Source organism: Micromonospora arida (assembly GCF_003857035.1).
In the GTDB taxonomy this organism is placed as follows: Bacteria; Actinomycetota; Actinomycetes; order Mycobacteriales; family Micromonosporaceae; genus Micromonospora; species Micromonospora arida.
Window position 1 is genome coordinate 1 of the sequence record NZ_QGSY01000196.1, and the last position, 20,608, is coordinate 20,608.

General features: G+C 71.2%; 19 protein-coding genes. 10 read left to right on the forward strand and 9 right to left on the reverse strand.

Annotated features, from left to right (window positions below; all coding sequences use genetic code 11):
* The 5 genes from DLJ58_RS18545 to DLJ58_RS18565 all read left to right on the forward strand — a co-directional run.
* Window positions 1–935: RecB family exonuclease (locus tag DLJ58_RS18545; RefSeq protein ID WP_148097997.1), on the forward strand; the 935-nt coding region annotated here is incomplete at its 5' end.
* Between the two features lie 79 nt (window positions 936–1,014).
* Complete coding sequence (locus DLJ58_RS18550; protein ID WP_124858099.1) at window positions 1,015–4,473, forward strand: ATP-dependent helicase; 3,459 nt, start codon at window positions 1,015–1,017, stop codon at window positions 4,471–4,473.
* A gap of 226 nt (window positions 4,474–4,699) precedes the next feature.
* Window positions 4,700–4,903, forward strand: a complete 204-nt coding sequence (gene cspE, locus DLJ58_RS18555) for a transcription antiterminator/RNA stability regulator CspE (protein ID WP_007464836.1) — start codon at window positions 4,700–4,702, stop codon at window positions 4,901–4,903.
* A gap of 223 nt (window positions 4,904–5,126) precedes the next feature.
* Window positions 5,127–6,440 (forward strand): DEAD/DEAH box helicase, encoded by a 1,314-nt coding sequence (locus DLJ58_RS18560; RefSeq protein WP_124858101.1) that lies wholly within the window; start codon window positions 5,127–5,129, stop codon window positions 6,438–6,440.
* Between the two features lie 245 nt (window positions 6,441–6,685).
* Window positions 6,686–6,886 (forward strand): hypothetical protein, encoded by a 201-nt coding sequence (locus tag DLJ58_RS18565; protein WP_124858103.1) that lies wholly within the window; start codon window positions 6,686–6,688, stop codon window positions 6,884–6,886.
* A gap of 214 nt (window positions 6,887–7,100) precedes the next feature.
* Here the strand turns inward: DLJ58_RS18565 and DLJ58_RS18570 are convergent, their stop codons facing one another.
* The 6 genes from DLJ58_RS18570 to DLJ58_RS18595 all read right to left on the reverse strand — a co-directional run bounded on the left by DLJ58_RS18570 (window position 7,101) and on the right by DLJ58_RS18595 (window position 11,733).
* Window positions 7,101–7,538, reverse strand: coding sequence for an RrF2 family transcriptional regulator (locus DLJ58_RS18570; protein ID WP_124858105.1), 438 nt, complete (start codon window positions 7,536–7,538; stop codon window positions 7,101–7,103).
* A 3-nt stretch (window positions 7,539–7,541) separates the two neighbouring features.
* On the reverse strand, window positions 7,542–8,426 hold the full coding sequence (locus tag DLJ58_RS18575) for an ABC transporter permease (RefSeq protein WP_124858107.1): 885 nt from the start codon (window positions 8,424–8,426) through the stop codon (window positions 7,542–7,544).
* Window positions 8,416–9,195: an ABC transporter ATP-binding protein gene (locus DLJ58_RS18580; protein WP_124858109.1), complete on the reverse strand. Its 780-nt coding sequence runs from the start codon at window positions 9,193–9,195 to the stop codon at window positions 8,416–8,418. Before DLJ58_RS18580 ends, DLJ58_RS18575 begins: the two co-directional genes overlap by 11 nt.
* A complete protein-coding gene (locus DLJ58_RS18585) occupies window positions 9,192–10,250 on the reverse strand; it encodes an ABC transporter substrate-binding protein (protein ID WP_124858111.1) in 1,059 nt (352 codons plus the stop codon). The genes DLJ58_RS18580 and DLJ58_RS18585 overlap by 4 nt, the downstream gene beginning before the upstream one ends.
* 359 nt (window positions 10,251–10,609) lie before the next feature.
* The gene (locus DLJ58_RS18590) at window positions 10,610–11,179 is read right to left on the reverse strand and encodes a hypothetical protein (RefSeq protein WP_124858113.1); all 570 of its coding nucleotides are present in this window, start codon (window positions 11,177–11,179) and stop codon (window positions 10,610–10,612) included.
* A 98-nt stretch (window positions 11,180–11,277) separates the two neighbouring features.
* Entirely contained in the window at window positions 11,278–11,733 is a 456-nt protein-coding gene (locus DLJ58_RS18595) for a hypothetical protein (RefSeq protein ID WP_124858115.1), read from the reverse strand.
* A 461-nt stretch (window positions 11,734–12,194) separates the two neighbouring features.
* Between DLJ58_RS18595 and DLJ58_RS18600 the strand changes: the two genes are divergently transcribed.
* The 4 genes from DLJ58_RS18600 (at window position 12,195) to nudC (ending at window position 17,186) form a co-directional block, all read left to right on the forward strand.
* Window positions 12,195–13,310, forward strand: a complete 1,116-nt coding sequence (locus DLJ58_RS18600; RefSeq protein WP_124858117.1) for an LLM class flavin-dependent oxidoreductase — start codon at window positions 12,195–12,197, stop codon at window positions 13,308–13,310.
* A gap of 10 nt (window positions 13,311–13,320) precedes the next feature.
* Window positions 13,321–14,631 carry a M16 family metallopeptidase gene (locus tag DLJ58_RS18605; RefSeq protein WP_124858119.1) on the forward strand — a complete coding sequence of 437 codons (1,311 nt, stop codon included), beginning with the start codon at window positions 13,321–13,323 and terminating at the stop codon, window positions 14,629–14,631.
* A gap of 175 nt (window positions 14,632–14,806) precedes the next feature.
* On the forward strand, window positions 14,807–16,150 hold the full coding sequence (locus DLJ58_RS18610; RefSeq protein ID WP_124858121.1) for a M16 family metallopeptidase: 1,344 nt from the start codon (window positions 14,807–14,809) through the stop codon (window positions 16,148–16,150).
* Window positions 16,151–16,226: 76 nt separating this feature from the next.
* Window positions 16,227–17,186 carry an NAD(+) diphosphatase gene (gene nudC / locus DLJ58_RS18615; RefSeq protein ID WP_124858123.1) on the forward strand — a complete coding sequence of 320 codons (960 nt, stop codon included), beginning with the start codon at window positions 16,227–16,229 and terminating at the stop codon, window positions 17,184–17,186.
* Between the two features lie 127 nt (window positions 17,187–17,313).
* Here nudC and DLJ58_RS18620 read toward each other — a convergent pair whose 3' ends face one another.
* The 3 genes from DLJ58_RS18620 to DLJ58_RS18630 form a co-directional block, all read right to left on the reverse strand.
* Entirely contained in the window at window positions 17,314–17,589 is a 276-nt protein-coding gene (locus DLJ58_RS18620; RefSeq protein WP_124858125.1) for a hypothetical protein, read from the reverse strand.
* A 299-nt stretch (window positions 17,590–17,888) separates the two neighbouring features.
* Entirely contained in the window at window positions 17,889–18,128 is a 240-nt protein-coding gene (locus DLJ58_RS18625) for a DUF397 domain-containing protein (protein WP_091406147.1), read from the reverse strand.
* A gap of 74 nt (window positions 18,129–18,202) precedes the next feature.
* Window positions 18,203–19,183 (reverse strand): helix-turn-helix domain-containing protein, encoded by a 981-nt coding sequence (locus DLJ58_RS18630; RefSeq protein ID WP_124858127.1) that lies wholly within the window; start codon window positions 19,181–19,183, stop codon window positions 18,203–18,205.
* Between the two features lie 213 nt (window positions 19,184–19,396).
* Between DLJ58_RS18630 and DLJ58_RS18635 the strand changes: the two genes are divergently transcribed.
* The gene (locus DLJ58_RS18635; RefSeq protein WP_124858129.1) at window positions 19,397–20,596 is read left to right on the forward strand and encodes an MFS transporter; all 1,200 of its coding nucleotides are present in this window, start codon (window positions 19,397–19,399) and stop codon (window positions 20,594–20,596) included.
* The last annotated feature ends 12 nt before the right edge of the window (window positions 20,597–20,608 follow it).

The window sequence follows — 20,608 nt, forward strand, 5'->3', positions numbered from 1 at the left end:
GGCCAGCTCGGCGCGCCGCGGCGGCCGAGCTGGCCCGGCTCGCCGCCGCCGGGGTGCCCGGCGCGCACCCCGACGACTGGTGGGGGTTGCGGGTGCTCTCCGACGACCGGCCGCTGGTCGACGACGGCGACCCGGTGCGGGTCACTCCGTCGGCAATGGAGAGCGCGCTGCGCTGCAGCCTGCGCTGGCTGCTGGAACGGCACGGCGGCAGCGGCCCGACCAGCACCGCGCAGGGGGTGGGCAACCTGGTGCACGCCGCCGCGATGCTCGCCGAGGACGCCAGCGCCGACCGGGGCGCGCTGCTCGACTACGTGGCCGCGCGGTTCGACGCGATCGAGCTGGCGGCCCGGTGGATGGCCGGGCCGGAGCGGGAACGCGCCGAGGCGATGGTCGACAAGCTGCTGCGCTGGCTGGCCACCAATCCGCGCCGGTTGCTCGCCATCGAGCACGAGTTCGCCGTCCGCCTGGACGACCCGAACCGGCCCATCGACCTGACCGGCCGGGTCGACCGGCTGGAGGTCGACGAGGCCGGGCGGCTCGTGGTGATCGACCTGAAGACCGGCAAGTCCACAGCTGTCACCGGCACCGACCTGGCGGAGCACCCGCAGCTCGGCGCCTACCAGGCGGCGGTGGAGGCGGGGGCGTTCGCCGAGTTCGGTGACGAGTCCGGGGGCGCCGCGCTGGTGCAGCTCGGGACCTCCGCCAAGGACGCCAGGGAGCAGAATCAGCCCGCTGCGAGCGAGGGGCCGGCGGCCGGTTGGGCGACCGCGCTGGTCCGGCGGACCGCCGATACGATGGCAGCCGCCACGTTCGCCGCGGTGGCCAACTCGAAGTGCCGGGTCTGCCCGGTGCGCACCAGCTGTCCGGTCTCCGGGCAGGGTCGCCAGGTCGTCGAGCCGCCCACCGTCCGACGCACAGGTGAGGGCGAGGAGTGAGCTTGCGAGCCCAGTCGCGACCTGGGACGGCACCCGTGAGGGCGAGGAGTGCGCCGGTGTTGGGAACCGAGACGGCACGGTGAGTCAGCCCACCCTGTTCGGCGCGGGCCCCGCGCCGACGCCCCGACTCGCGGACTCCGGCCCCCGGTACACACCGGTGGAGCTGGCCAAGCTGCTGCGGTTGCCGGCGCCCACCCGGGAGCAGGCCGCGATCATCGCAGCCCCGGTGGAGCCGCTGCTGGTGGTCGCGGGCGCCGGGTCGGGCAAGACCGAGACGATGGCCGCCCGGGTGGTCTGGCTGGTGGCCAACTCGTACGTGCGGCCGGAGCAGATCCTCGGGCTGACCTTCACCCGCAAGGCGGCCGGCGAGCTGGCCCATCGGGTACGGACCCGGCTCGACCAGCTGATCCGCCGACTCGGCCGGCAGGGACGGGACCCGCTGGGCGATCCGCTCGCGGGTGAGCCCACCGTCTCCACCTACCACTCGTACGCGGGGCGGATCGTCACCGAGCACGGGCTGCGGGCCGGCTACGAGCCGTCCACCCGGCTGCTCACCGAGGCGTCCCGCTGGCAGTTGGTCGACCTGCTGGTGCGCAACTACGACGGCGACATGTCCGAGGTGGACCGGATGCCGAGCACCATCACCGACGCGGTGCTGGCGCTGGCCGGGGAGCTGGACGAGCATCTGGTCGCGCCGGACGACCTGGCTGCCTGGACCGGTCGGTTCTTCGCCGAGGTGCAGTCCCGGCCGGGCCGGGTGTACGCCGACGTGCGCAAGGCGCTCACCCTCCAGCAGACCCGGTTGCGCCTGTTGCCGCTGGTGCGGGCGTACGCCCGGCGCAAGGAGGACTTCGAGGCGATGGACTTCGCCGACCAGCTCGCTCGGGCGGCCCGGGTGGCCCGGGACCACCCGGGGGTCGGCGTGATCGAGCGGGACCGCTTCCGGGTGGTGCTGCTCGACGAGTACCAGGACACCAGCCACGCCCAGGTGGTGTTGCTCAACGCGCTGTTCGGTGGCGGGCACCCGGTGACCGCGGTGGGCGACCCGTGCCAGTCGATCTACGGCTGGCGGGGGGCCAGCGCGGGCACCCTGGACCGGTTCCCCACCGAGTTCGCCCGCGCCAACGGTGAGCCGGCCCCGGCGCTGGGGCTCACCACGAGTTGGCGCAACCGCCCGGAGATCCTCCGGGTGGCGAACGCGCTCTCCACGCCACTGCGGGCGGCGGGTGCCCGGGTGCCGGAGCTGCGCTCCGCGCTGACCGTCCGGGACCCGATCCCGCACCGCAGCCCGGGCGGCGCGGCCGGCGGCACGGTGCACTGCGCGATGCTGCCCACGTACGCCGACGAGGCCGACTGGATCGCCGACAGCGTGCTCGCCGCCTGGCGTGGGGCGGCCGGAATGCCGGGCGCGGCCCCGGAACACATCCCGGTGGACCGCCGTCCGACGACCGCCGTGCTGGTCCGGGTGCGCAGCCAGATCCCGGCGATCGAGTCGGCGCTGCGTGAGCGGGGCCTACCGGTCGAGGTGGTCGGGCTGGGCGGCCTGCTGGACACCCCCGAGGTACGCGACGTGGTCTGCACGCTGCGGGTCCTCGCCGACCCGACCGATGGCGCCGCGCTGCTGCGGTTGCTCACCGGCGCCCGTTGGCGGATCGGGCCACGTGACCTGGTGGCGTTGCACCGGCGGGCCCGGGCCATCGCGAACGCCCGGCGACAGGTGGCCGCCGACGAGGCCTCGGAGATCAGCCCAGACCTGTTGGACGAGGCGACCCTGGTGGAGGCGTTGGCCGACCTCGGGCCGGCGCAGGCGTACTCGGCGGAGGGGTTCGCGCGGCTGCGCGCGTACGGCCGGGAACTGGCGCTGCTGCGCTACCGGCTGGATCAGGCGCTGCCGGACCTGATCGCGGACATCGAGCGGACCATCGGCCTGGACGTGGAGGTCGCGGTGCGGGCCGGCCGGGACGGCGCCGGCGACGCGGGCCTGGCCCGGGGCCATCTGGACGCGCTCGGCGACGTGGCGGCCCGGTTCAGCGGGGAGACGCCCGGGGCGACCCTGTCCGGGTTCCTGTCCTACCTGGCCGCCGCCGAGGACGAGGAGCGCGGTCTGGCGCCGGGCGAGGTCGAGGTGGTGGAGGGCGCGGTGCAGGTGGTCACCGCGCATGCCGCCAAGGGCCTGGAGTGGGACGTCGTGGCGGTGGCCGGGCTCAGTCGTGGGCTGTGGCCGGGGCCGGTTCGCAACTCCGACCACTGGCTGGGTGGGCTGGGCGTGCTGCCGTTCCCGCTGCGCGGCGACGCCGACGGGCTGCCCGAGTTGGCGCTCGACGAGGCGGGGGACCAGCGGGCCGTGGCGCGGGCGGTGACCGACTTCACCGACGCGTGGCGGGCCCACGACGAGCGGGAGGAACGCCGGCTGACGTACGTGGCGGTCACCCGGCCGCGCCGGCTGTTGCTCTGCTCCGGTTACTGGTGGGGAGAGGGCACGAAGCGGCCGCGAGGTCCGTCGGTCTTCCTGCGTGAGGTGTACGACGCCTGCCTCGACGGTGGGCCGGGGCACCTGATCGACGCGTGGGCGCCGGAGCCGACTCCCGACGCGACGAACCCCACGGCCGAGGTGGTGCTCCGCGCGGAGTGGCCGGCCGACCCGCTGGGCGGTCGCCGGCCGGCGTTGGCCGAGGCGGCCGGGCTGGTGCGTCGCCTGATGGCCGACGGTCCGGCGGCGGCGCTCCCCGGGCCGGTCGGGCCGGTGCTCCCTGTGCCGGTCGGGCCGGTGCTCGCCGGGCCGGTCACGCCGATCGGCTCGACGGTCGAGTCAGCCGAGCCGGTCGAGCCGGAGGTTGATCCGGAGGTGGCGCGCTGGCAGCGCGAGGCGGACCTGCTGTTGGCGGAGCGCGCCGAGCTGACCCGGCTCTCCGGTGCGGTCGAGGTGGCGCTGCCCGGTGCGCTGAGCGTCACCCAGCTGGTCGCGCTGCGGCGCGATCCGGCGGCGCTGGCCCGTACGCTGCGTCGCCCGGTGCCGGCCGAACCCAACCCGTACGCCCGTCGAGGCACCGCCTTCCACGCCTGGTTGGAGCAGCGCTTCGGCGCCGACCGCCTGTTGGACCTGGACGAGCTGCCCGGCGCGGCCGACGCCGATGCCGCACCCGACGAGGCTCTCGTCGAGCTTCAGGAACGGTTCCTGGCGAGCGAGTGGGCCGACCGGTCACCGGTGGAGGTGGAGGTGCCGTTCGCCACGGTGATCGCCGGAGTGGTGGTGCGGGGCCGGATGGACGCGGTCTTCGCCCGGCCGGGTGGTCGGTTCGACGTGGTCGACTGGAAGACCGGCGCGCAGCCCACCGGGCCGGCGGCCGACGTGGCCGCCGTGCAGCTGGCGGTGTACCGGCTGGCCTGGGCGGAGTTGGCCGGTGTGCCGGTCGACCGGGTGGGCGCGGCGTTCCACTACGTCCGGCACGGGGTGACCGTTCGGCCCGCCGATCTGCTGGATGTGACGGGCCTCACGGCCATGATCGCCCAGTTGCCCGAAGATTCCGCCCGAGCTTGACCATGACGGGGGGAGCTGTGGTAACTTATCCGGGTTGCAGTTTTGGTTACCAGAGACTCTGTGTGCGCCTGGCGGGATTGTGGCCCCAGGCGCTCTTTGTTGTGTCCGGAGTTCTCCGGGCGGGGCGACCAGAAGCGACAGGCGATTCGCGCATCCCCGCGCGGAGCGCTCCTCTTCGGGCACGCAACAAGTGCGTGTCCGACGTTCCGTCAAGGAGACGAAACACATGGCTATTGGCACCGTGAAGTGGTTCAACGCTGACAAGGGCTTCGGCTTCATCACCCCGGACGGCGGCGGCGCTGACGTCTTCGCCCACTTCTCGGCGATCCAGTCCTCCGGCTACCGGAGCCTGGACGAGAACCAGCGGGTCGAGTTCGAGGTGACCCAGGGCCAGAAGGGCCCGCAGGCGGAGAACATCCGCCCGCTCTGATCTTCGGATCGGCCAGCATTACCTGTTGCGCCCTCCGGGTGTGACGGTGACGGGACCGGCCCGCCCCGCTGTCGCCTGCGCATGCAGGCGGCGGCCCGGCGGCGGGCCGGCCCGTACTCCAATCGGTTCGTGCTTGTGAGTCCTGGCTGCCTTGCGCCGCCGGTTGACAGCGCCGACTTCGGCGCCCTCCCTCGACACGTTCCGCGTCGAGGAAGGCTTCCGCATGACCACAGTTATTCCTTCGTTCGCTCATACCGGTCTGGCACCGGCGCTGCTCACCGCGCTGACCGCGCAGGGCATCACCGAGCCGTTCCCGATCCAGACGGCGACGCTGCCCGACTCGCTCGCCGGCCGGGACGTGCTGGGCCGGGGTCGTACCGGCTCCGGCAAGACCCTCGCTTTCGGGCTTCCGCTGCTGTCCCGCACCGCCGGCCGTAAGGCCCGGCCGGGTCGCCCGCTCGCCCTGGTGCTGGTGCCGACCCGCGAACTTGCCCAGCAGGTCACCACCGCACTCTCCCCGTACGCCCGTGCCGTCGGGCTGCGCTGCGCCACCGTCGTCGGCGGTCTGTCGTTGCAGCGGCAGGCGGACGCTCTGCGCGCCGGCGCCGAGGTGGTTGTCGCCACCCCCGGCCGGCTGCACGACCTGATCAACCGTGGCGATGCCCGGCTCGACCAGGTCGAGATCACCGTCCTGGACGAGGCCGACCAGATGGCCGACATGGGCTTCCTGCCGCAGGTCACCAAGCTGCTGGAGCAGGTCGCGCCGCAGGGGCAGCGGATGCTCTTCTCCGCCACCCTGGACGGTGGCGTGGACCGGCTGGTCCGCCGCTTCCTGAGCAACCCGGTCACCCACTCGGTCGACCCGGGCACCGCCACCGTCACCGCGATGACCCACCACGTGCTGCACGTCGACGCGCTGGACAAGCCCGATGCGCTGACCCGGATCGCCGCCCGTGAGGGTCGCACCATCCTGTTCATGGGCACCAAGCACCGCGCCGACCGGCTGGCCCGCCAGCTGCTCTCCAAGGGCGTACGCGCGGCCGCGCTGCACGGTGGCAAGTCCCAGCCGCAGCGCACCCGGATCCTGGAGCAGTTCCGCAACGGTCAGGTGACCGCACTGGTCGCCACCGACGTGGCGGCCCGTGGCATCCACGTGGACGGCCTGGACATGGTGGTCAACGTGGACCCGCCGACCGAGGCGAAGGACTACCTGCACCGGGGCGGCCGTACCGCCCGGGCCGGCGAGTCCGGTTCCGTGGTCACCCTGGTCCTGCCGGAGCAGCGCCGTGACGTGTCCCGGCTGATGGCCACCGCCGGTATCCGGCCCGAGTCGGTCCAGGTGCGCCTGGGTGACGGAGCGCTGGCCCGGGTGACCGGTGCCCGCGAGCCGTCCGGTGTGCCGGTGACGATCGTCGCTCCGCCGGCGCCGGCCTCTCGGGCCCGTACCTCCGGTGGCGCGTCCACCGATGGTGGTGCCCGGCCGGCGCACCGCGCGTCCGGCCGGTCCCGTCGCCCGCGTCGCCCGCGTACCGTCTGATCTTCTGCGCGTCGACCGACCCGTCCCGCTTCGGCGGGGCGGGTCGGTTTTGTCTGCGCAGTGTTCCGGGCCGGTCGGCTGTCCGTGCGGCCCGACCGGTCAGCCGGCCTCGCCGGGTGGCTCACTCTGCTGAGTCGGTAATCAGCCTCCGCTGGGTCGGCTGGCCGACTGCGCCACGGCCGTTCGTGGTCGAGGCTGACCGACGGGGGAAGTCGGGCGGGGGGCCCGGCACGGGAGGGGTGACCATGGCGGGCGAAGCCGGCTCGGGCGCACTGCGTGAACTGATCCTGGTGGTCGCGGTCGCGCTCGCCGGGTTGTTGCTCGCCATGGTTGCGGCCTTCGCTCCCTGGCATGCCACCCCGGCGGGTAACGCTCCCGCCGGTCTGGTGGAGCTGCACAGTCCTGGCGACCCGGGCCTCGGCACGGCGACCGCACACGTGGGCTGAGCAGCGACCGGCCTACCGGTGCCGGCGGAGGGGCAGGCCCGGTCAGGATCGGTACGAGGTGTGGTCGGGTCGGCGGGGCACCGGCCCGACCACATCGCCTTGGCACCCTCCTCGGTGGGCTCGAGCACGACGCACGAGCCCAAGATCGCGCTCGACCCAGGAAGTAGGCCCCTCACCACGCGGGCGAGGCCACTACATCACTGATCGAGCGCGATCATGCGAGCGGTGCGTCGGTGCTTACCGCACTCGGGGCGTGGGTGAGCAGGTCGGCCAGGGTGGTGCTGTCGACCACCGTGGCGATCGCTCCGTGCACCGCCAGCCAGACGTCGGTGAGGCCGGCGGCCACTCCGTGATAGCCGGCCCGCTCGGCCGGCAGACCGCGGACCGTCGTGAGCGAGCCGCCGACCGCACGCAGCACGTCTCCGACGGTGATCTCGTCGGCGGGGCGGGTCAGGGCGTACCCGCCGTCGGCGCCACGATGACTGTCCAGCAGGCCAGCCCGGCGCAGGTCGAGCAGGATGCCCTGGAGGAAGCTGAGCGGGATGTCCTGCACCTCGGCCAGGCTGGCCGCCTTGACCAACTCGCCGCCACCACCGGCGGCGACGGCGAGCATCGCCCGGAGCGCGTAGTCACTGCGCGCGGAGACGTACACCGCTCAGTTGCCCGCCTGGTCGAGCACGCCCCAGCGGCGTCGGATCGCCTTGTCCGCCGCGCCGAAGGCAGCGTCCACGACCAGGCCGACGACCAGAATCACGATCATGGTGGAGAGCAGCCAGGGCGCGTCGGACAGATCTCGCGAGTAGGTCAGCTGGGCACCGAGCGAGGTCTGTGAGATGCCGACCACGAGCAGTTCGCCGGCCATCAGGCTGCGCCAGGAGAACGCCCAGCCCTGCTTGAGTCCGGCGACGATCGCCGGCAGGGCGGCCGGCGCGATGACGTAGCGGTAGAGGTTGAGCCCACGGGCGCCCAGGTTGCGCCCGGCACGCAGCAGCAGCGGCGGCACGTAGTCCACACCCGAGATCACGCCGTTGGCGATGGACGGGGCGGCGCCGAGCACCACCACGAAGAAGATCGCCTTCTCGCTCAGCTCGAACAGGAGGATGGCCAGCGGGAACCAGGCGATCGACGGCATGGTCTGCAACGCCGTGATCATCGAGCCGATGGCCGCGCGCAGCACCTTCGACCGGGCCACCGCCAAGCCCAGCAGCAGGCCGACAGCGGCCGAGAAGACGTACCCGACGGCGGCCCGGCGCAGCGTGGTGACCAGGCCGTCCCAGAGTTGCGGACCCCGGGCCTGGCTGATCAGCTCACGGCCGACCTCCATGGGCCCCGGCAACGAGTACGGCGGCTTCCAACCCGACCAGACCACCAACTGCCAGGCCAGGATGGCGATGGTCAGCGCCGCAAGCTTGGGCCAGGTGGCTGCCCAGATCCGAGCGCCCCGGGAGATCTCCTTGTCTCGGCCGGCGATCTCCAAGGCATCGAGGCCGGAGATCTCCGCATCGGTCCGCGCCGAGCTGGTCAGGGTGTCACTGGCCATGGCGGCCCACCTCCGTACGGAGTCGCTCGGTGACATCGGCGGCGATGGCGGCGACCTCCGGGGAATCGATCCGACGAGGGCGCGGGATGTTCACCTCGGTGGAATAGATGATTCGGCCGGGCCGGCTGGAGAGCAGGATGATCCGGTCCGCCAGTCGCGCCGCCTCGCGGACGTTGTGCGTCACGAAGAGCACCGACAGTTGGCGTTCGGACCAGATCCGTTCCAGCTCGTCGTGCAGGATGTCCCGGGTCATCGCGTCCAGCGCGCCGAACGGCTCGTCCATCAGCAGCACCGGGGTGTCCAGGGCCAGCGTGCGGGCCAGCGCGACGCGCTGTCGCATGCCGCCGGAGAGTTCGTGGGGACGCTTGCGGCCGAAGTCGGCCAGGTGCACGGTACGCAGCAGCTCGGCCACCCGCTCGCGGCGCTCGGCGCGGGGGAGTCGGCGCAGTTTCAGCGGCACCTCCACGTTGCCCTCGACGGTCAGCCAGGGAAACAGCGCGGGTTCCTGGAACATCAGCCCCGGGTTGGTGTCCCCGGCCAGTCCGATCTGTCCGCCGCTCGGCCGGTCCAGCCCGGCGACCAGGTTGAGCAGGGTGCTCTTGCCGCAGCCGGACGCGCCGACCAGGCAGACGAACTCGCCGGGCGCGACGTCCAGCGACACACCGTCGAGGGCCAGGACGGCGCTCGTTCCGCGCCCGTACACCTTTGTCACGCCGGAGAGCGCGACCGCGGTGGTCGCGCCCTGCGGCGCCGTCGTTGTCGACGTCATGGCTGGACGACCTCGGGCTTGCCGGCGGCCTTCAGCGCTTCGTTCAGGTATTTGAGATCGTAGAGGCCGTCCAGGCTTGTCGGCTGGGTCAGCTCGACCGTTACTGCGTGATCGAGCCCAGTCTTCAGCGAGGACGCGACCGGGTCGTTGACAAATTCGAGTGTCGGCCAAGCCTGCTTGATCAACTTCAAGTCCAGTGGCTTTCCGGTGATCTTGCCGATCGCGGTGGAGATCGCCTGCTGGGCCTCGTCTGGCTTGGTGTTGACGAACTCGTTGGCGGCCACCTGCCCCTCAACCAGCTTCTTGACCACGTCCGGGTGAGCCTTCAGGAACTTGGTGCTGACGATCAGGTTGGTAATCACGAACTTCTTGTCCGGCCAGAGGTCGCGCTCGTCGACCAGCACCTTGCCGCCGGCGTTCAGGAGCTGAGAGACGAACGGCTCGGGGACCCAGGCCCCGTCGATCGCGCCGCTGCGGAAGGTCTCCAGGGTCTGGGCATTTTGCTGCGGGACGATCTTGACGTCGCCGCCGCCCTCCTTAGTGGTCTTCAGGCCCTTCTCCTTGAGCCAGTACCGGACCGCGACGTCCTGGGTGTTGCCCAGCTGGGGCGTGGCGATCTTCTTGCCACGCAACTGCTCCGGCGAGGTGATGCCGGGTTTGACCACCAGCGCGACGCCGCCCGAGGCCGCGCCCGAAACAACCCGCACCGCTTCGCCCTTGGACTTGGAGAACGCGTTGACGGTCGGGTTCGGACCGATGTAGGTGGCGTCCAGGGCACCAGAGAAGATGGCCTCGATGGCCTCGGGTCCCGCATTGAAGGTCTTGAGATCAAGGGTTACTCCGCTGCCCAGTTTCTCCTTGAAGATGCCCTTTTCTACGCCCACTACGGCCGGGGCGTGGGTGATGTTGGGGAAGTAACCCAAGCGCAGGGTGACGGGGCCCGCGCCTGCACTGCCGCTGTCGTCGCCGCATGCCCCGGCGGTGCCGAGGGTTGCGACGCCGACGGCGACGACGGCGGCCATCGAGATCAGCCGACGGGAGGTGAGCCGTCTCATGATCCATCCAATCTGAAGTATTCCTACCTGATTGGTAGGAAGGATGGAACAGGCTCTTCGTCGTGTCAAGGGCGGTCCAAATGGCGAGAGGAGGCACCAGCGCAAGTCCGAGGAGGGTTCGGGTGGCGGGGCCCTCGGCCCGTTTCGCAAGGACTGGCATCCTGCGGCAGACCCGGACGGTGGCCAGCGGTTGTGCTTCGGTTCCGGATACCGGTGTTGCATTCCGGACCAAGGCGACACTGCCGGACCGCTGCCCAGGACCGGGGCGGATAGTCGAAGATCAGGCAACTTCTCTTACTCGGACGTCATGAGCTGACTGTCCGTTTTGGTCTTGAACTGGGAGGCGTCGGGCCTGTCGGTCACGAGCTGTTCGGCTCGAACACCTGGCGATAGCAGATTGCAAACTCCTCGGGCCATCCACGGTTGATCCGATTAATCTCCGCCCCATCCTGGGTATCTACTTTCCCGGTTTCGGCCCCCCGCCCCTTCATGCATTCGACTACTTTGTCGAAGAGGGCTGCCTCCTTGGCCTTGAACAAGGGTCTGCGTTGCGCGACGTACTCGTCGCTGACGATTTCAAGGTGCATTCGATAACATGCGTCATGAGCTTCTTCCCGCTCATCAGGATCCGATCCTTCGGGCGCTGAGAAGTCGTAGTTGAGGAGAATTCCCGTGCCGTCGGGCCTTGGTTCCGAGACGATCAAACCTGCCCCTCGCGCGCACTTCACCATCTCGGTCACGGCTGTCCGATACTCGTCCTCGGTCACCTGCGAGTCCTTGAGCGCGGTCGCCTGCCCGTCAGCCCCCCGGCGAAGCGCCTCTGCATAACCGCCGCGCTCGGGCGTGTTGACGGGCCCCACGGAGCAGGCGACCAGGGTGATGGCCACGATCAGTGTGCCTGTCAGTGCCCGGACGGTCCCGAAGTCCATGCCGCCGCTCCTCTCTGGTCTCTTCTGCAGGCCGGGGCGGGTGCGGGCCCGGCGCATGTCAAGCGCCGGGCCCGCACCGTCACCCTGCCTGCTCAGGGCTACGGAGTGCTGGAGAAGAGCGTCTCGTAGCCCCACTTGGCACCCTTGTGCTCACCCTTGAGTGCCCAGCCGTAGTTTTCGTTCCAGCCGATGGCCACCGCGTTGGTCGAGCTGCTGACCCAACCCGTCCAGTGCACTCCACCATTACGGTCGCGCCACTGGACCCGAGCCTTCACCGTGTCGCACTTCGTGCTGCCCCGCTTTTCGGCGGCAATCTTCTCGGTCCACGTCGTGGCGACGGCCCAGGTGTTGATACCGGATCCCTTCCGCTCGGTGAAACCGAGCGCGAAGCAAGGGTCCAGTAGGACGTAGTTACCCGCTTGTGCGGGAACCGCCATCCCAGCGACCGCCAACATCGCCACCGCGAATACGGCAGTAATGCGTCCAGCCATTTTTCTCAATTTGTCCCCCGTTCTCGACTTGCCGAGCAGGCGTTGGGCTCTGGCGTCGCTCAACTCTAGTAAACCTACCGGCTAGGTCGAGTATTAACTCGGTCTCGAACACTGTCAATGGCGACCCCGCGGCGGCCGTAGCGATGTCGCATTTACACCTTCCACGGTCTACCGTGAGGTCGGCGGAGGGTGGCGTTTCAAGCCACTAGTCGCAGGCAGGAGTCGCGGCAGGGCGATCGCGCCACGTTGTATAACGTTCTGGTAAACCTGGGCCCCACTTCCGCCACCAAGTGGAGCCTTGTGTCACGACCACTCGGCATGTCGGGCCTTTGGCTCTGCTCCTCAGTGCTCCGGTCCGGGTCGGGATCACGGCCCCGTTGGGCCTGCCATCGCACGCGGCGGGCTGCCGTCCGGAGCGGGCTGGCTCCACGTGATGGGATCGCGCGCCTCTTGCATGTCGATATTTCCTACCGGTTTGCTAGGGTGTCCGGCACTCGGAGATCCACCAGAGAGGCACCGTCGCGATGACCTTCCACTGGTTCCTGCCCACCTCCGGCGACGGCGACCAGGTCGGCGCCGCCACCGTCACCGCGGGCGCCGCGAGGCACGACCGGGCCGCGACGGTGGCGTACCTGGCCGAGGTCGGCCGGGCCGCCGAGACGAACGGGTTCACCGCCGTTCTCACCCCGGTGGGCGCCGGCTGCCCCGACCCGTGGATCGTCTGCGCGGCGGTCGCCCAGCACACCGATCGGCTCGGCATGCTGGTCGCGGTCCGGGCCGGTTTCGCGCTGCCCACCCTGATCGCCCAGCAGGCCGAGGCGTTCCAGGCCGTCTCGGGTGGCCGGCTGTCGCTCAACATCGTGACCGGGGGCGACCCGGCCGAGCAGCGGGCGTACGGCGACTTCCTCGGGCACGACGACCGCTACGCGCGCACCGGCGAGTTCGTCGAGGTGCTTCGCCGCGCCTGGGCCGGCGGGCCGTTCGACTACGCCGGAAAGCACTACCGGGTCGACGGCGGCGGCCTCGCCACCCCACTCGCCACACCGCCGCCGGTCTACTTCGGCGGCGCGTCTCCGGCTGCCGAGACGGTGGCCGCCCGACAGGCCGACGTGTACCTGATGTGGGGTGAACCACCGACGTCGATCGCGGCCCGGGCCACCCGGGTCCGGGCGCTCGCCGCCGAGCAGGGCCGCACCCTGCGCACGGGCCTCCGGCTGCACGTCATCGCCCGGCCGACCAGCGCGGAGGCGTGGGCCGAGGCGGACCGACTGCTGGCCGGTATGAGCCCGGAGCGGATCGCCGCCGCCCAGGACCGGTTCCGCCGGATGGACTCGGTGGGTCAGACCCGGATGGCCGCGCTGAACGCCGGCCGCACCGACGGGCTCACCGTCGCACCGAACCTCTGGGCCGGCGTCGGCCTGGTCCGCGAGGGCGCCGGCACCGCGCTGGTCGGAAGCTACGCCGAGGTCGCGGCCCGCATCGACGAGTACGCCGCGCTCGGCGTGGACGAGTTCATCCTCTCCGGCTGGCCGCACCGTGAGGAGGCCGAGCGGGTCGGCGTCGAGGTGCTGCCCCTGGTGACGGCCCCGGTCGCGGCGGCTCCGGGAAGGTCGCGGGTGGCGGAGGTGTCGACGCGCTAGGGTCGACTCCGTGGCGGCGCGGAGATCCAGAATTCCAGCGACGAAGTATCCGGTCGAGCGGTTCACCCTCGACAACGGCCTGCGGGTGGTGCTCACCCCCGATCGCAGTGCCCCGGTGATCGGGGTGGCGGTGGTCTACGACGTCGGCATCCGCTCGGAGCCGGAGGGGCGTACCGGCTTCGCCCACCTCTTCGAGCACCTGATGTTCCAGGGCTCGGAGAACCTGGAGAAGCTGGCCCACTTCCGGCACGTGCAGGGCGCGGGAGGCACCTTCAACGGCTCCACCCACCTGGACTACACCGACTACTTCGAGACGCTGCCGAGCAATGCGCTGGAGCGCGCGCTGTTCCTCGAGGCGGACCGGATGCGGGGCCCCCGGTTGACCGAGGAGAACCTGCGCAACCAGGTCGACGTGGTCAAGGAGGAGATCCGGGTCAACGTCCTCAACCGGCCGTACGGTGGCTTCCCCTGGCTCACCCTGCCGCCGGTCATGTTCGACACCTTCCCGAACGCCCACGACGGCTACGGCTCCTTCGACGACCTGGAGTCGGCGACCGTCGCCGACGCCGCGGACTTCTTCCGCCGCTACTACGCCAGCGGCAACGCCGTGCTGGCCGTCAGCGGCGACATCGACGTGGCCGAGGCGACCGAGCTCGTCACCCGGCACTTCGGTGACGTGCCGGCCCGGCCGGCACCGCAACGGCCCGACTTCACCGAGCCCGACCTGAGCGCCGAGCGGCGCACCTCGTACACCGATGCCCTGGCGCCGCTGCCGGCGGTGGCCGGCGCCTGGCGCGTGCCCGACCCGGTCACCGACTTCGCCGGCTATCTGCCGTACGTGGTGCTGGCCGAGGTGCTCACCGACGGCGACGCGTCGCGGCTGGTCGAACGGCTGGTGCAGCGGGACCGCACGGTGACCAGCCTCGGCGGATACCTCGGTTTCATGGGCGACCCGTTCGACGTCCGCGACCCCACCGCGCTGCTGTTGCAGGCGCACCTGCCGCCCGGTGGCGATGTGGACAAGGTGCTGCGCACCATCGACGAGGAACTGGACCGGCTGGCCACCGACGGGCTGACCGACGGTGAGCTGGCCCGCACCCAGGCCCGGATGGCGACCCACCTGCTGCGCGACACCGACGCGGTGCTCGGTCGGGCGCTGCGAATGGCAGTGCTGGAGCAGCAACGCGGCGAACCAGGTCTGCTCAACGAACTGCCCCGGCTGGTCGGCGAGGTCACCGAGGAGCAGGTCCGGGCCGCCGCGGCCACCATGCGCCCGGAGCGCCGGGCGGCCATCGAGGTCATTGCCGGAGGCGCCCGGTGAGCGCGAGGAGTGAGCCGGTTTTGCGAGCCCCACAGTCGCGAACGAATTGTGGCCCGGTGAGCGCGAGGAGTGAGCCGGTTTTGCGAGCCCCACAGTCGCGAACGAATTGTGGCCCGGTGAGCGCGAGGAGTGAGCCGGTTTTGCGAGCCCCACAGTCGCGAACGAAGGTGACACAGTGAGTATCGCTACTTCTCCTGCCGGCCCGCGTACGCTGCCGCCGCTCGGGCCGACCCGCAAGCTCAAGGTGCCCAAGCAGGCCGAGCGCACACTGCGCAACGGGCTCACCGTGATCGTCGTACGCCGGCCCGCCGTACCCCTTGTCGAACTGCGGCTCTGGGTGCCGTTCGGCCGGGTCCACCTGGCCCGCGGCGCGATGCTCTCGCAGACCATGCTCTCCGGCACCGAGTCGATGACCAGTGTGCAGATCGCCGCCGAGTTGCAGAAGGTGGGCGGCGGGCTCTCCGCGGGCGTCGACCCGGACCGGCTGATGCTCTCCGGCGCCGGCCTGGTCACCGGTCTGGACCGGATGCTGGAATTGCTGGCCGAGGTGCTGACCGGCGCCAGCTACCCCAGTGACGAGGTGGCCACCGAACGGGACCGGCTGGTCGACCGGATCCAGGTGGCGCAGAGCCAGCCTTCGCACCTGGCCCGGGAGGCGCTGCTCAAGCGGATCTACGGCCGGCACCCGTACGCGACGCAGACGCCGGAGCCCGGTCAGATCCGTGCCGTCCGACCGGCGGCGCTGCGCACCCTGCACGCGGAGCGGGTCCACCCGACCGGTGCGCAGTTGGTGCTGGTCGGTGACGTGCAGCCGGAGAAGGCACTGGACGCGGCCGAGCGGGCGCTCGGCGGCTGGTCGGGTGCCGGGCGTGTGGCCGAACTGCCGGCGACCCCGCCGCTGGAGCCGGGGCCCCTGCTGCTGGTCGACCGGCCGGGCTCGGTGCAGTCCTCGCTGCGGATCGCGCTGCCCGCGGTGTCGCGCACCGACCCGGACCACGCCCCGCTGCAACTGGCCAACCTGATCTTCGGCGGCTACTTCTCCTCCCGGTGGGTGGAGAACATCCGCGAGGACAAGGGCTACACCTACGGCCCGCATTCGGTGATCGAGCACTCCGTCGCGGGGTCGGTGCTGGTCGCCGCCGCCGACGTGGCCACCGAGGTCACCGGCCCGGCGCTGCTGGAGACGACGTACGAGCTGGGTCGGTTGGCGTCGCTCCCACCGAAGCCCGAGGAGTTGGAACAGGCCCGGCAGTACGCCCTGGGCACCCTCCAGCTCGGCATGTCCACCCAGGCCGGGTTGGCGGCGTTGACCAGCGCGTACGCCGGCAACGGTTTGCGCCTGGACTTCCTCGCCGAGTACGCGGCGAGGTTGGCGAAGGCGAGCATCGACGACGTCGCGCAGGCGGCGGCCCGCTATTTGGCCCCGGCTCGGGCGGCGATCGTGGTGCTCGGCGACGCGGAGCGGGTCACCCCGGGGCTGGCCGCGCTGACCGCGGTCCAGACCGAGCAAGAGGCGTGAGCGAGCGGAGCGAGCGAGCCATGGGGTTCAGCAGCGGGCCGTCTCACGGCGGCGTGCAGCGAAGCGGGGCGCCGGCGTGAGCGGGGAGGCGGCACCGCCGTTGGCGCGGTCCACGCTGGATCGGGCTGCGCACCGGCGGGGTGACTCGCAGTGGTTGACCGAGGCGTGGTTGCGCGCCCGGGTGCTGCTGCTCGACTCGACCGACGAGGGTCGGACGCTGGCCCGCACCGAGACGTCACCTCCGACGTTGGTGCTGTTCGGGGCGGCTGAGGTACCCGCCGGGTCAGAGTCGATGGCGATGTTCCTGGGTGTCGAGCCGGACGGGGTGCCGGTCTTCGCGGTCGACGCGCCTCTTCCGGCGATCCCGGGGACCAGGGCGGTCCACCTGCGGGAGGTGGGTCACCTGCTCGCCGACCGGGAGGCCGGCATCTTCACCACAGCGTTGGCGCTGGTCAACTGGCACACCCGACACGGTTATTCGACGAGCACCGGCGCGCCGACCGCAATGGACGAGGCGGGTTGGTCGCGGGTGGACCGCAATGGTGGGCGGATCTGGCCGCGTACCGACCCGGCGATGATCGTGCTCGTGCACGATGGCGTGGACGGCCCGGACGGTCGCTGCCTACTCGGCAACAACGTCGGCTGGCAGGGCACCCCGGGTGGTCGCCGCTACTCCTGCCTGGCCGGCTACGTGGAGCCGGGGGAGTCGGCGGAGGCGGCCGTGCTGCGCGAGGTCCGCGAGGAGGTGGGCATCGGGGTCGAGCGCATCGGGTACGTGGGCAGTCAGGCCTGGCCGTTCCCCGGCTCGCTGATGCTGGGCTTTTTGGCCACCGCGAACCCGGCTGAGCCGGTGCGGGTCGACCCGTCCGAGATCGCGTACGCCCGGTGGTTCTCCCGCCGGGAGATCGGGGCGGCGTTGGCCGGGCAGACGGTGGACGTGGGCGACGGTGCCCGGCTGATTCTGCCGCCTCCGTCGTCGATCGCGCTGTTCCTCATTCACCGCTGGCTGGACGGCTGGGTGGACGCCGACCGCTGAGCACGGTCCCGGCCCGTGGCCGCCGTTGCCGCGGCGGTCACGGGCCGGGAACACGGACCGTCGTGGTCGGCGGGTGCGAGTAACGCGGCGGGGGAGCCGGTCCGACCACGACGGACGTCCTGTGTAATCAGGTGCCGGTGTGGCCCGGTCTGTGTCGGAAGGCAGGCCGCGACTCGATCAGCGGGAGGACCTTCACCCGCTGCTTGCCGGCGCGGACCGCGCCGACGGTGGCCAGGGCGCGGGCCAGCAGCAGCGCGGCGTCCCGGTCCTCGGCGTGCACGATCTGCCGGCGCGGCTCGGGCGTGGTCGTCTCGTCGCGAAGTCTGTGGCCGTCCGCCCAGGCGGCGGCGATGTCCCCGTCAGCGACGGCGCGGATGTCGGTGCGAACGATCAGGAACCGCATGAGGGTCTCCGGATGAACCGCGACGGATGAACCAGTGTGGAAGTTCCACGTGCTCGAGGGTCATGTTACGCCCCGTGTTCATCCCAGCAACTGAAACGCGCCTATCGGTTTCGAGCCTCGTCCGATCGGCGGATGGCTGCTCAGCGGGGTCGCCGGGTCGCAATGGGACCGAGTCAGGGTCGCCGCGCGACCGAGCCGCAGGGTCACCGAGCCGCAGGGTCGCCGGGCGACCGAGCCGGCGGGTACGACGCGACGGGGCCGCCGGCAGTGCGCCGACGGCCCCCGTCCCGGTCACCGAGTCAGTTCAGATCGAACTGGCCCTTCTTCGCCCCGGTGATGAAACCGAGCCATCCCGTGCGGTTGAACAGCAGCACCGGGCCGCCCCGGTCCTTGCTGTCGCGCAGGGCGACCGCCGACGGTCCGGTGGCCAGCGGGGCGACCTCCACGCAGTTGGAGGTCTGGCTGCGTGTGCTGGTACGCCACGGGGCGTCCGCCAACGAGTGGGCGGAGACGGACGGCGTGTTGCGGATTTCGTTCATGGTTCTGCTCCTGATGTGCAGCGATCCAATGGGACGAGTGGTGCCGCACGTCCCGACGGAGGGTCCCCCGTGGATCACCTGTCCGTCAGTCGCCCCGATTCCCGGCGGCGTTGGGTCGGCGCCGTTGCCGGCCCGAACGCCACTGTGGATGGGGGCGTCGCCTCGGTCAGCCGTCCCGTCGCCTCGATCAGCCAGGAGAGGGTGTCCGAGGCGTCAAGTGCCGCCGTGCATAGCCACTCGAACACCACTTTATAGCGATTTAGCGTGATTGACTCGGTCGACATGACGTCGGTGAAGCCACCTTCGATGGCCAATGTCTCCGGATCGAGGGGATCGGCGAACCGATAGACCGAGAAGGCGGTCGGCGGAAGGTACCAATTGCCGATCTGGGTGTCCCGGGGCAGCACGTGCAGGGCCACGTTGGGCAGCAGCGCCAACTCGCAGAGCTGGAGCAGCTGTTCGTGCAGCACCTCCGGTGGCCCGGCCCGGCGGCCGAGAGCCGCCTCCTCCAACACGGCGGTGTAGCGGGGAGCGTGCGGCTCGCGGGTCAGCAGCGACTGACGGGCCAGCCGCGCCTGCACCTCGGTATCCGGCTCGTCGCCGGGCTCCGGCTCGCCCGCGCCCGCGTTGACCTGCCGGGCAGACACGATCCGGAGCTGGGCGTACCCGGGGGTCTGCAACAGGCCCGGCACCAGCACCGGGTTGTACTCGGAGATCTCCGCGCAGCCCGCCTCCAACTCGGCCCAGCCGCGCTGTTGCTGCGTCATCACCGGGAAGTTCTTCAACCAGCCGCGCATGTCGCCGGCCTCGTTGGTGATGCCCAGCAGCTCGTCGTGCAGCGCCTGGTCGGCGCCGTAGAGGTCGAGCAGGTCGCCGACGTCCTGCGGGTCCGGTCGGCTGCGGCCGTTCTCCAAGCGGGACAGTTTGGACGCGGAGGCCCAACCGATACGCTCGATGACCTGATCGCCGGTGAGGCCCGCGGCCTCACGTAGGCGACGCAGCTCGATGCCCAACCGGCGACGACGCAGGATCGGGCTGGGTGCGGCAGGAGGCACAGTGTCCTCTTTCCCGTCGACCGCCGCAGACGCGACGGTAACTGTATGAAATTCGCCCCCCACGGTCAGTATGGACGGCGCGACCGGTGTCGGAGGTTCCGGCGAGGGCGTGTCTTGCGAAAATCGCACCACGGGAATGCCGGATGAGGACGGACCCGCGGTCGCGGCCCGTCGACCTCGCCCACCTGGGCAGCCATCCCGCCGGAGGGACCCATGCGCACGATCCTGCGCCGACCCGACTTCCGCCTGCTCTTCGGCGGCCTGCTGGCCAGCATGACCGCCGAGTCGATCCTGCTGCTCGCACTCGCCATCTGGGTCAAGGATCTGACTGGCTCGAACGGGTTGGCCGGTGCCACGATCTTCGCGGTCATCGCGCCGATGACGCTGGCGCCGCTGGTCGGCTGGGTCGTCGACCGCTACCCGCGCCGACCGTTCTTCGTGGCCGCGAACGTGCTGACCGCAGCTCTGCTCGCACCTTTGTTCACCGTCCGCGACGCGGGCGACGTCTGGGTCGTCTATCTGGTGGCCGCCCTGTACGGACTCTCGTCCATCACGCTCGGCGCGGCGCTCAGCGGGCTCATCCGCGAGATGGTGCCTGTCGAACTGCTGGCCGACGCGAACGGCGTGCTGCAGACCGTACGCCAGGGGATCCGACTGGTCGGCCCGCTGGTGGGCGCGGCGCTCTACGCGGCGCTCGGCGGGTGGGCGCTGGCCGGAATCGGCATGGTCGGATTTCTGACCGCGGCGGCGGTGGTTACCGCGCTGCCCACCCCGCAACAGCTGCCACCGGCCGTACGGCTGCGGTGGCCGGCCGAACTGGGCGCCGGTCTGCGGCACCTGGCCGGCGAGCCGGCCCTGCGGCGGGCCCTGCTCGGCTACGGGCTCGGGTCACTGGTGATGGGCTTCAGCGAGTCGCTCATCTTCGCCTACGTCGACCAGGGGCTGAACCGGGATGCCGCGTTCGTGGGGGTGCTGGTCACCGTGCAGGGGGTCGGTGGGTTGCTCGGTGGACTCTGCTCACCGACGCTGGTCCGTCGGCTCGGAGAGGTCGGCACCCTGGCCGCCGGGGTCGCCTTCTTCTCTCCGGCCGCGCTCGCGCTCGCGTTCCCCGATCTGCGGCTCGGGTTCGCGGCGGTGCTGCTGGCCGGGGTTTCGCTCCCGCTGACGATGGTGGGTCTGCACACCCTGATTCAGCGCCGCACGCCGCCTTCGCTGGTCGGCCGGGTCGCCGCGGCCACCCAGGCGGTGGTCAGCGGGCCGCAGGCGATCTCTGTCGGGGCGGGTGCCCTGCTGGTCGGGTTCCTGGACTACCGGCTGATGTTCGCGCTGGTCGGGGTGGCCACCCTGGCCGCCGGCAGCTACCTGTGGCGGGGCCGGCACCTGAGCGCGCCGGCCGGGGCCCGCCACAGGTAGCTGCCGGCGGCC